General features: G+C 37.7%; 10 protein-coding genes. 9 read left to right on the forward strand and 1 reads right to left on the reverse strand.

The window, feature by feature from the left end; all coding sequences use genetic code 11:
• The first annotated feature begins 139 nt into the window (after window positions 1-139).
• The gene (locus UGRO018_RS14870; RefSeq protein ID WP_416327286.1) at window positions 140-2,698 is read left to right on the forward strand and encodes an ATP-dependent Clp protease ATP-binding subunit; all 2,559 of its coding nucleotides are present in this window, start codon (window positions 140-142) and stop codon (window positions 2,696-2,698) included.
• Window positions 2,699-2,754: 56 nt separating this feature from the next.
• On the opposite strand, the gene UGRO018_RS14875 is transcribed toward UGRO018_RS14870, so the two are convergent.
• Window positions 2,755-3,648, reverse strand: coding sequence for a DUF7916 family protein (locus tag UGRO018_RS14875; protein WP_416327287.1), 894 nt, complete (start codon window positions 3,646-3,648; stop codon window positions 2,755-2,757).
• A gap of 198 nt (window positions 3,649-3,846) precedes the next feature.
• Between UGRO018_RS14875 and UGRO018_RS14880 the strand changes: the two genes are divergently transcribed.
• The 8 genes from UGRO018_RS14880 (at window position 3,847) to UGRO018_RS14915 (ending at window position 10,707) form a co-directional block, all read left to right on the forward strand.
• Window positions 3,847-4,689 carry a DUF5685 family protein gene (locus tag UGRO018_RS14880; protein WP_416327288.1) on the forward strand — a complete coding sequence of 281 codons (843 nt, stop codon included), beginning with the start codon at window positions 3,847-3,849 and terminating at the stop codon, window positions 4,687-4,689.
• Window positions 4,676-5,278, forward strand: coding sequence for a DnaJ domain-containing protein (locus tag UGRO018_RS14885; protein ID WP_416327289.1), 603 nt, complete (start codon window positions 4,676-4,678; stop codon window positions 5,276-5,278). Before UGRO018_RS14880 ends, UGRO018_RS14885 begins: the two co-directional genes overlap by 14 nt.
• 129 nt (window positions 5,279-5,407) lie before the next feature.
• Window positions 5,408-5,644, forward strand: coding sequence for a FeoA family protein (locus UGRO018_RS14890; RefSeq protein WP_416327290.1), 237 nt, complete (start codon window positions 5,408-5,410; stop codon window positions 5,642-5,644).
• Entirely contained in the window at window positions 5,641-7,656 is a 2,016-nt protein-coding gene (feoB, locus tag UGRO018_RS14895; protein ID WP_416327291.1) for a ferrous iron transport protein B, read from the forward strand. Before UGRO018_RS14890 ends, feoB begins: the two co-directional genes overlap by 4 nt.
• A gap of 43 nt (window positions 7,657-7,699) precedes the next feature.
• A complete protein-coding gene (locus UGRO018_RS14900; RefSeq protein WP_416327292.1) occupies window positions 7,700-7,891 on the forward strand; it encodes a FeoB-associated Cys-rich membrane protein in 192 nt (63 codons plus the stop codon).
• Between the two features lie 124 nt (window positions 7,892-8,015).
• The gene (locus UGRO018_RS14905) at window positions 8,016-8,525 is read left to right on the forward strand and encodes a gamma carbonic anhydrase family protein (RefSeq protein WP_416327293.1); all 510 of its coding nucleotides are present in this window, start codon (window positions 8,016-8,018) and stop codon (window positions 8,523-8,525) included.
• Between the two features lie 4 nt (window positions 8,526-8,529).
• Complete coding sequence (locus UGRO018_RS14910) at window positions 8,530-9,165, forward strand: lactate utilization protein (RefSeq protein WP_416327294.1); 636 nt, start codon at window positions 8,530-8,532, stop codon at window positions 9,163-9,165.
• A gap of 138 nt (window positions 9,166-9,303) precedes the next feature.
• Window positions 9,304-10,707 carry a glutamate synthase-related protein gene (locus UGRO018_RS14915; RefSeq protein ID WP_416327295.1) on the forward strand — a complete coding sequence of 468 codons (1,404 nt, stop codon included), beginning with the start codon at window positions 9,304-9,306 and terminating at the stop codon, window positions 10,705-10,707.
• Window positions 10,708-11,090 lie beyond the last annotated feature (383 nt).

The following is an 11,090-nucleotide window of genomic DNA, read 5'->3' on the forward strand; positions in this document are numbered from 1 at the left end:
GTAGCAACGTTTAGGTGGTTTTCAAATATTGGAAATCATCTTTTTCTATATTTTAGCACTCAAGTGTTGACAGTGCTAAAATGTGTGGTATAATACAATTAGCAATCAAAGTGTTAGAGTGCTAAAAGGAGTTGATACTATGAACTTTGAAAAAATGAGTGAAAAGCTGCAGGAAGTCATTATGCAGGCAGTGGAAATCTGCAAGAACTACCAGCATACCACCATCGATACGATTCAGATGCTGAAGGCAATCTTTGAAAATGAAGTATTGGATGGACTTTTCAAACGACTGAATATAGATAAAACAAAAGCTCTTACGATCATTGATGAAGAAATGGGTAGAGTTGCGAAATCAAGCAATGTCAATCCACAATTTTCCAATGAAGTCGCAAATGCATTTAATAAGGCACAACAATGGAGCGATTTAGTACAAGAAAGCTATTTGAGTGTCGCAAGTGTTTGGATTGCGTTGATGTTCAATAAATCCTATATTTCCAAACGATTGGTCAAGACATTTTCATTGAAAGAAGATGTTTGTAAGGATGAAGAATTAAAACGTAGAGGGGGGAAGAAAATGGATACACCGAATGCAGAGAGCAATGTTGAAGCATTGACAAAATATGGTAGAGATTTGGTAGAAGATGTAAAAAACGGGAAAATAGATCCTATCATCGGACGAGATGATGAAATTCGTCGTGTGATTCAGATCCTTTCACGTAAAACAAAGAATAATCCGGTGTTGATCGGTGAACCGGGAGTTGGAAAGACCGCTGTTGTAGAAGGTATCGCTTGGCGTATCATGAAAGGTGATGTACCGGGTTCATTAAAAGAAAAAAGATTGATCGAACTGGATATGGGAGCATTGATTGCCGGTGCGAAATATCGTGGAGAATTTGAAGAGCGATTAAAAGCCATTTTAGAGGAAGTCAAGCAAGCAGATGGTGGTATCATTCTGTTTATCGATGAATTGCATAATTTAGTAGGTGCAGGTAAAACGGAAGGTAGTATGGATGCCGCAAATCTATTAAAACCTATGCTTGCTCGTGGTGAACTTCGTTGTATCGGTGCAACCACATTCCAAGAATATCGTCAATATATTGAAAAGGATGCAGCATTGGAGCGAAGATTTCAAAGAGTTATGGTCGCAGAACCTAGTGTTGAGGATACCATTAGTATATTACGTGGATTAAAAGATCGTTTTGAATCTTACCATGGAGTTAAAATCTTAGATGAAGCGATTCTTGCGGCTGCTACTCTGTCTAATCGTTATATCACTGATCGTTTCTTACCTGACAAGGCAATTGATTTGATAGATGAAGCATGTGCAACACTGCGTGTGGAAATGGAATCTATGCCACAAGAGCTAGATGAATTACAACGTAAGATCATGCAACTTCAGATTGAGGAAACAGCACTGAAACAAGAAGATGATAAAAAAGCAGTTGAACGTAGAAATGATATCAAAAAGGAATTAGAAGAGCTTCAAGCGAAAAAAGATGTTCTTTATACCAAATGGGAAGATGAAAAAGCCGAATTAGAAGAAAGCAAAGAAGCCAAAGTACAATTGGAAAAAGCAAAATTAGATTTGGAACAAGCTCAAAATGAAGCTCGTTATGAAGATGCGGCAAGATTACAATATGATACCATTCCACATTTAGAAAAACTGATTGCACAACAAGCAGATAAGGAAAAAGGTGAAGATACCTTAATTCAAGAAATTGTAAACGAAGAATTGATTGCGCAGATCGTTAGTAAATGGACCGGTGTTGAGGTAAGTCGTCTGGTAGAAAGCGAACGTAAGAAATTATTGCATTTAAAAGAAGCTTTACAAAAACGTGTCATCGGACAAGATAATGCATTAGAACTTGTTTGTGATGCCATCCTTAGAAGCAAGGCACAAATACAAGATGAACATAGACCAATCGGAAGTTTCTTGTTTTTAGGACCTACCGGTGTCGGTAAAACTGAGGTCGCAAAAGCACTTGCACAACAGTTGTTCGATAGTGAAAGTCATATCGTTCGTATTGATATGAGTGAATATATGGAAAAACATAGTGTGTCAAGATTGATCGGAGCTCCTCCAGGATATGTTGGTTATGATGAAGGTGGACAATTGAGCGAAGCGGTACGTAGAAACCCTTATTCTATCGTATTATTCGATGAAGTTGAGAAAGCTCATCCGGATGTATTTAATGTATTGTTACAGATACTGGACGATGGTCGTATCACAGACAGCAAAGGTGTAACCGTTGATTTCAAAAACACATTGTTGATCATGACAAGTAATTTAGGTAGTCAATATGCATTTGATGGAGCACAACGTGATGAAAAATATATGAATGAAGTTAAGCAATACTTCAAACCGGAATTCGTAAACCGTATCGATGAAATCATCGTGTTCAATGCATTGGATAGCGAAATGCTGGATCAGATTGCTCATAAGTTTATGAATGAATTGACAGAAAGGTTACAGAAAAAGGATATCACTTTGAACGTCAGTGATGCTGTTTATCGAAATATCGCAACGTTAGGAGTGGATGCCGTTTATGGTGCACGACCAATGAAACGATATATTCAGCGTAATATCGAAACCTTGATTGCACGTAAGATGATCGAGGGAAATGCCGGTAAAGATGATGTCATTACTTTAGATGTAGAAGATGGTGAATATGTAGCTCATATTGAATCTTGTGCATAAAGAAAAAGCACCTCAAACCTTAGATAAGGAATGAGGTGCTTTGTGTATTAAGATGATCAACGTTTCGCAGATTGTGCCATTTTGAAATAGGTATGGCGTTTCCCACGTAATACAATAGACATTTCCATGATGTTTTCCGGTAATGCGATACCACCCCAGCCTGCATCACCAATGTGTTGAATGTCTACTCCAGCACGTTTAGAAGATAATGCAAATTCACGAATGGTCGCTGCATCACTTGTTTCCTGAGAAGTGCCGATTGCGGTCATAGCCAATGCATCATGGGCATGAATGCGATTACAAGCTTCATGAATCATAGCTTCTTGTAAACCAGGTACCGTGCCACATGCAGGCATTAAAATAACGTCAGCACCGGCTTTCACAAAGTCATCAATGCTTTCCAGATCAATGACTGGCTCATCTACTCCTGCAGCATGCATTTTGCCAGCTATGATCAAGCCGGAAAAAGATTGTTTGGCTTCTTTGATCGCTTCAGCAATCTTTGCATTTGTCACACCGGTACCAGGATTTCCGGTTAAACAAAGGAACCCAAAGCCCAGTTTTTCCGCAGCTTCATATGTTTCTTTACATGCGGTTCTTCCTTTACATATATCGATTCGACGTTCCATCATATTGGCTTGCAGATCTACAGGCTCCAGATTGACACCAATGGGTCTACCTGATAGCTCCCTTAATGTCATGATCGGATCATCACTTTCTGGTATACCATAAATCATCGGATGAAATACATCAAATCCATTCAATAAAACCATATCGGAACCAAAGGATGCCGCTAGTTCTGCATTAGAAACAGAACCTAACATTGGCTGTACGGTACTAACCGTTTCAGTAAGGATCACTCTACCTTCACTTGCCGCAATAGCCGCCTTTAACTCTTGTCCATTCATTGCCAGCACTTCACTTGGCTGGCAGCTTAATAATCGTTTCATAAACACCTTCCTTTTTCCTATATTTTATATGCATCATCATAGCATAGTTTTGTTTTAGAAGAGATGTAGCTGATTTCCCAGTGATAGGAAGGAAATGTATAATTATGTGGTTTTGTGTTATTTATTTCACAAAACTTGAATTTTTTCCTTGATAAGTATAAACTATATGTCAGGTGTATCTGAAGGGAGTTTTTCATAATGTTTGGTTATGTTGTGGTCAATCGCTCAGAGTTAAAGGTAAAAGACTTAGATGTCTACCAATCCTTTTATTGTGGTCTATGTCAAAGCTTACATCAGCATTATGGAAGAATCGGACAGACAACCTTAAATTTTGATATGACATTTCTTGCGATCTTATTGAGTGGTCTATATGAGCCTGATGAGGAAACTAAGGATTTTCGCTGTGGGTTACATCCTACAAAAAAACGCTTGATACGTTCAAATGATTGTATTAGTTATGCCGCAGATATGACCATTTTATTAACTTATATGAAATGTGAAGATGATTGGAACGATGATAAGAAAGTGAGTAGGCTTGCTTATGAAAAGCTTCTATCCAAAGGATATCATCGATTAAAAACAACGTATCCAAAAAAGCTCACACGTATCAATAAAGCAATGAGTGAGCTAAGTCGTCATGAGAAAGAAAATCTAAAGGATATCGATCAAATGTCTTCTTTATTTGGCAAGGTCATGGGTGAGATATTAAGTTATCGTGAGGATGAATGGAAAGATGCACTTTATCGTCTTGGAGATTATCTAGGAAGATTTATTTATCTGTTAGATGCTTATGATGATGTGGAAGATGATATCCAACATGATCAATATAATCCATTCAAAGATGATTTTGGTGAATCTTATTTTGAAGAACGCTCTAAAATGATTTTGGAAACAATGGTAGCAGAAGCTTCCATCGAATTCGAAAAACTACCGATTTTGAAATATGCTGATATTCTTCGCAATATTCTATATTCAGGAATCTGGACAAAATATGAAATGATTAGAAAGAAAAGATTAGGTGATGATGATGGATCCATATAAGATATTAGGTGTATCAAGAGATGCAAGTGATGATGAAATAAAAAAAGCATATCGTTCCTTGGCAAAAAAATACCATCCCGATGTCAATAAGGAAGCGGGAGTGGAAGAAAAATTCAAACAAATACAAAATGCATATGATCAAATCATGGAGGCTAGAAAACGTGGAGATACCGGCAACTTCTGGGAAAATAGCAATAGCTATGGTGGAGGCTATGGATCTTATGGTGGCTCTGCCTCTCAGCAATATCAGACCATCATCTCTTATCTGAATATGGGCGCTTATGCACAAGCCTATCAAATCCTTCAAGGAATGAGCAATCGAGATGCTGCATGGTATTACTTTAACGCCATTGCCAATTATGGAATGGGAAATCAAATCGCTGCTTTAGAAAATGCTCAAAAGGCATGTGAAATGGATCCGCAAAATCAACAATATCGTCAACTATATGCACAGTTATCTAGTTCACGTTCACAATATCGTAATATGCAATCTCCTTTTGGTGCATCCGGTAGCAATCTTTGTTGTCAGCTTATTCTTTGTAATATGTGTATGGGTGGGGGATGTGCACCACTTTGTTGCTGTTTATGATAAAAGATGCTCTTTGTCTAGTCAGATAAAGAGTTTTTTCTTGTTGCTTTCTTGACTTTATAGATAATATGAGTATGATATATATGTGAAAATTAGTTTAAGATAACATTTTCGAAAGGTTGGTATTGCATGACAACATTAGATAAAATTAAGCCGGGACAAGGGGGAACCATTATCAGCGTAGGTGGAGAAGGGGCATTACGTAGAAGACTTTTGGATATGGGACTGACTCCGAAAACAAAGATTTTTGTGAATAAAGTAGCACCAATGGGAGATCCAATGGAGTTAAATTTAAGAGGCTATGTATTAACATTACGATTACAGGATGCAAATAAGATCGAAGTAGAAAGAGAGGAAGTTGCATGAGTGAGGTATTGATTGCGCTAGCAGGTAATCAAAACTGTGGAAAGACCACGCTATTCAATGCATTGACAGGTAGTAATCAGCATGTAGGAAACTTCCCAGGCGTTACCGTAGAAAAAAAGATGGGAACCATCAAGAAATTCAAGGAAGCAAGCTTGGTCGATCTTCCCGGAATTTATTCTTTATCACCTTATACAAGTGAGGAAGTAGTTACTCGTGACTTTATATTAAAAGATCAACCAAATCTTATCGTCAATATCGTGGATGCAACCAATATTGAACGTAACTTATATTTATCGCTTCAATTAATGGAATTAAACACGCCGATGGTGATAGCGTTAAATATGATGGATGAAGTGATAGAGAGTGGCAATAGTATTGATGTAGAAAAGTTAAGCAAACATCTGCAAATACCAATTGTGCCGATCAGTGCCAGCAAAAATGAAGGTATAGATGAACTGATTCGTGTGATGAAAAAAGAAATCAAGGAAAAGGAACAGGCAGTACATTTAGATTTTTGTCAAGGAGAAGTACATCGAGCCATACATTCCATTGCGCATATCATAGAAGATCATGCGAAAGCAGCCGGATATCCAACTCGTTTTGCGGCAACAAAGCTCGTCGAAGGTGATGAACCGATGCAAAAGGCACTTGTGCTTCATCAGGATGATTTGGATATCATTGAAAAAATCGTCAAGAGCATGGAGGATGCATTAGGTACAGATCGAGAAGCAGCGCTTGCGGATATGCGTTATACGTATATTGAAGAGCTGGTCAAAGATTGTGTCATCAAGCATCATAATTCTATGGCTCAGATGAGAAGTGAAAAAATCGATCGTTTTTTAACGCATAAATATCTTGGTATTCCTATTTTTATCGGCATCATGTTATGTATTTTCTATTTGACCTTTGGACCAATAGGTGGTACCCTACAAGCATGGATGGAAGATTTGATTGGGTTGGCCACAGATGGATTAAGCCAAGGTTTGTTATCGCTTGGTGTCAGTGAATGGCTACATGCGTTGATCATTGATGGTATTTGTAATGGTGTAGGTAGTGTACTATCTTTTCTACCGGTCATCGTCACTTTGTTTTTCTTTTTATCTTTGTTGGAAGATAGTGGGTATATGGCACGTGTTGCATTTGTCATGGATAAGCTCCTTCGTAAGATCGGTTTAAGTGGGAAAAGCTTTGTGCCTATGCTCATTGGCTTTGGCTGTAGTGTACCTGCAATCATGTCCGCAAGAACGTTATCTTCCCAAAGAGATCGTAAGATGACGATCATCGTGACACCGTTCATGTCTTGTAGTGCAAAGCTACCGATTTATGGAATGATGACAGCGGCGTTTTTCCCTGAACATACTGCCTTGATACTGATTTGTGTTTATATCATCGGTATCGTGGTCGCAATATTATCGGCCTTGCTTTTGAAAAGCACGTTGTTTAAAGGAGAGTCGGTGCCATTTGTGATGGAATTACCGGCTTATCGTATTCCGGCTGCGAAAAGTGTAATGCTTCATATGTGGGAAAAGGCAAAAGACTTCTTACGTAAAGCATTTACGATCATCTTTGTCGCAAGTATCGTTATTTGGTTTTTACAAAGCTTTAATTTTGCATTTGATTTTGTGGAAGATTCCAGTACCAGTATGTTAGCTAGTGTCGGTTCATGGATCTCTCATATCTTTGCGCCACTAGGCTTTGAGGATTGGCGTGCTAGTACTGCACTAGTCACCGGTATTACCGCAAAAGAAAGTGTAGTGTCTACGTTATCCGTATTGACCAATGCAACAAGTGATGCAGGCTTAAGCAGTGCATTACAAACCATTTTTACTCCGGTATCAGCCTTTGCTTATCTTTGTTTTACGGTACTGTATATGCCATGTGTGGCAGCGTTTGCCGCAACCAAACGTGAACTGGGTTCTATGAAACAAGCACTTGCAACCGTTGCTTATCAAACCGGAGTGGCATATATCGTTGCATTGATCGTTTATCAGATTGGAAGTATGATTTTCTGAACATAATAAGTACTAGTTCATATCCTGTTAGTGAGGTGTGATTATGAATCTGATCGATATGATCGTCATACTTGTGATTTTCCTATTGCTTGTGCTTATCTTTTATGTCACAAGACCGAAAAAAAACAAACATGGCGGGTGTGTAGGTTGTAGCAGTGATTGTCATAGCTGTAACAGTTTTTCTCATTTATATGAAGAATATAAAAAGGATAACGAAAACGAAAAGAAGGAATAGCTAGAAGGAGTCTTCGGATTTCTTCTTTTTTATTTCTTTTTTATTTCTTGGTGTGTTTCAAAGAAATGAATGAAAATGAATCATTTCGTGATATAATGAGCTAGAAGAAGCTGGAGGTGATTACATGATCAAAACCTATCGTAACCATACACCAAATATCGATACTTCCGTTTATCTTTCAACGGATTGTGTCATCATTGGAGATGTGACCATAGAAAAAAATGCATCGGTATGGTTTCAAACTGTAATTCGTGGAGATAAGGATCATATTCATATCAAAGAGGGAACCAATATACAAGATAATTGTACCCTTCATACGGATCCGAAACATCAATTGGTCATCGGAAAAAAGGTAACTGTAGGACATAATGCAGTGATACATGGAGCAATCATTGATGATGAAGTATTGATCGGCATGGGGGCAATCATTTTGAATGGAGCAAGAATCGGAAAACATAGCGTGATAGCTGCCGGAGCTTTGGTAAAGGAGAACCAAATCATCCCAGAACGTTCCTTGGCAATCGGTTGTCCCGCAAAAGTGATACGAGAAGTAAGCGAATCGCAGATACAAGATATCTTGGATAATGCAACGCACTATGAGGAATTGGCAAAAGAATATAAGGAAATGAGGTAAAGAAATGGACGAACATAAAAAGACGATCCTTCGTTTGCATATGGAACAAGCAAAAAAGGCATTAGAAGAGCATCATATCAAAACTTTTATTGTAAAGGATCAAAAAGAGGCATGTAGTTTGGCGAATTCTTTGATTAAGGATAAGGAAAAGGTAAGTGATGGTGGTAGTATGACCTTATCTGAAATCGGATTATCTGATATGTTAAAGAAAAGAGACATCACTTATATTTCACATAATGAACCTTTGAGTAAAGAAGAAAGTGAACAAGAGGCACATGATGCGTTTTTCGCAGATACTTTTATTTGTAGTAGCAATGCTGTAACCATGGATGGAGCATTGATCAATGTAGATGGTCATGGAAATCGGGTAGCGGCAATGATCTATGGACCAAATCAAGTCATCGTCATTATCGGTAGCAATAAATTGGTAAAAAACGAAGAAGAGGCCAAAAAACGGATACAAAGTATGGCAGCACCGGCAAATTGTGTAAGATTAAAACGAGCTACTCCATGTGTGAAATTAGGAAGCTGTCAAGATTGTCATAGCAAGGATCGAATCTGTAACTTTTATGTAAAAATAGAATATGATATGTATGATCGTTTACGTGTGATCTTGATGGAAGAAGAAGCAGGTTATTGATCATAAATTCGAAGTCGGTAGTGTTTCAATAGAGTTGGATAAGCTATCGGCTTTTTTCTTTTATCTTTTTCTTTCCTCTATTTTATGTTACAATAAAATAAATGATAGCGCTATCAAAGATAGCGAGGAGGTATGATGATGGCAATCTATATTTGTGAGATATGTGGTTATGTATATGATGAAGAAAAGGAAGCTGTCCATTGGAGTCAATTATCAAGCGATTGGAAATGTCCATTATGTACAGCACCTAAGGATTGTTTTAAAAAACAAGAAGAGGTAGCAGTAACAAAGCAACCTGAAAAGGAAGAAACTTCTTCTCTTAAAATTCAGAATGGTTTTGCAAAACATGAGGATACAAAAGAGCAACAAATGCAACTCATTCATGAAATGGCTATCGAGGGTCATAGTCGTATTGAAGCTATGTGTACACAATTACCAGTACCGGATTGGAAACATATTTTGTTATTGGGAGGACAACTGGCTCATCCACCTTTGCCAGATAAAGCAAAGGTAACGACGCAGACCATCATTGGAACACATGCAAAGAAACCGATGGTGCTACAACATCCTGTTTATGTTTCTCATATGTCCTTTGGAGCCTTGTCCAAAGAAGCAAAGATCGCCTTAGCAAAGGGCTCTGCAATGGTTCAAACAGCACAATGTAGTGGCGAGGGAGGTATTTTACCTGAGGAACAAGAACAAGCATATCGATATATATTTGAATATGTACCGAATCAATATAGTGTTACCGATGAAAATTTAAGAAATGCGGATGCAATTGAAATAAAGATAGGACAAGGCAGTAAGCCCGGTATGGGAGGACATCTACCAAAAGAAAAGGTAACTAAGGAAATTGCGGCTATTAGAAATAAACCATTAGGACAAGATGTAATTTCACCAAGTCGCTTTGAAGAATTGAAACAGAAGGATGATCTTAAGGCAATGGTGGATATGCTAAGAGAACGATCACAGGGAAGACCAATTGGAATTAAGATTGCAGCCGGAAGAATAGAAGAAGATTTGGATTGGATCGCCTATGCGAATCCTGATTTTATAACCATTGATGGTAGAGGCGGTGCTACCGGAGCATCTCCAAAATATTTAAAAGATAATACGACTGTTCCTACGATGTATGCACTTGCTCGTGCAAGAGCTTATATGGATGCTCATCATATGACACAACAATTGGTAATGACCGGTGGTTTTCGAACAAGCGGTGATATGATAAAAGCCATTGCAATGGGAGCAGATGCGATAGCTATTGCAAGTGCAGCTATGATGGCCATTGGCTGTCAACAATACCGCATTTGTCAAAATGGAAAATGTCCTATGGGGATTGCAACTCAAGATGAAGAATTGAGAAAGCGATTTGATATAGAAAAAGGTGCTGCTCGCTTAGGAAATTATTTACATGTATTGTTAGAGGAATTAGCATCCTTTGCTAGAGTATGTGGCTATGAGGATATCCATGAGCTAAGCAAAGCTGATTTATGTACTACAGATGATGAAATAGCTAAATATACAGGTATTCAGCATTGTTGATTGTTTAGAATTGCTACGATAAATTTCGTAGCTTTTTTATTTACTTTATTAAAGTGCCCATAATTTGATTAGGATCAAAAATGAAAGGAAATTTGAAGAATTTGGCCAAAAAATATAAGTTTTTTTAATAATTGATACAAATGCAAAGTTTTGTGCTATCATATCTACCATAAAAAATGAAAGGGGGCTTGTGGTGATGGTCATAGTATTTCATAGTGATTAAAGAATATCGTACTTTGTTTTGATCAAAACATTGGTGATGAATGAGTATCGTTAACAAAATTTGATGTGTTTCAGATCATAAAAAGTATGTAAAATTTTCTTTATCTATTTACATTTTATGGTTAACTCAGTATAATATGATTGTAGGATAGGTATATCCA

This window comes from Hoskinsella mucinilytica (assembly GCF_045223415.1).
Classification (GTDB): Bacteria; Bacillota_I; Bacilli_A; order Erysipelotrichales; family Erysipelotrichaceae; genus Hoskinsella; species Hoskinsella mucinilytica.

What these genes read in the sequence shown, in the direction of transcription:
- UGRO018_RS14915 (WP_416327295.1), top strand. Translation starts at nt 9,304, where the DNA reads ATGGCAATCTATATTTGTGAGATATGTGGTTATGTATATGATGAAGAA.
- feoB (WP_416327291.1), top strand. Translation starts at nt 5,641, where the DNA reads ATGAGTGAGGTATTGATTGCGCTAGCAGGTAATCAAAACTGTGGAAAG.
- UGRO018_RS14870 (WP_416327286.1), top strand. Translation starts at nt 140, where the DNA reads ATGAACTTTGAAAAAATGAGTGAAAAGCTGCAGGAAGTCATTATGCAG.
- UGRO018_RS14880 (WP_416327288.1), top strand. Translation starts at nt 3,847, where the DNA reads ATGTTTGGTTATGTTGTGGTCAATCGCTCAGAGTTAAAGGTAAAAGAC.
- UGRO018_RS14875 (WP_416327287.1), bottom strand. Translation starts at nt 3,648, where the DNA reads ATGAAACGATTATTAAGCTGCCAGCCAAGTGAAGTGCTGGCAATGAAT.
- UGRO018_RS14885 (WP_416327289.1), top strand. Translation starts at nt 4,676, where the DNA reads ATGGATCCATATAAGATATTAGGTGTATCAAGAGATGCAAGTGATGAT.
- UGRO018_RS14890 (WP_416327290.1), top strand. Translation starts at nt 5,408, where the DNA reads ATGACAACATTAGATAAAATTAAGCCGGGACAAGGGGGAACCATTATC.
- UGRO018_RS14900 (WP_416327292.1), top strand. Translation starts at nt 7,700, where the DNA reads ATGAATCTGATCGATATGATCGTCATACTTGTGATTTTCCTATTGCTT.
- UGRO018_RS14905 (WP_416327293.1), top strand. Translation starts at nt 8,016, where the DNA reads ATGATCAAAACCTATCGTAACCATACACCAAATATCGATACTTCCGTT.
- UGRO018_RS14910 (WP_416327294.1), top strand. Translation starts at nt 8,530, where the DNA reads ATGGACGAACATAAAAAGACGATCCTTCGTTTGCATATGGAACAAGCA.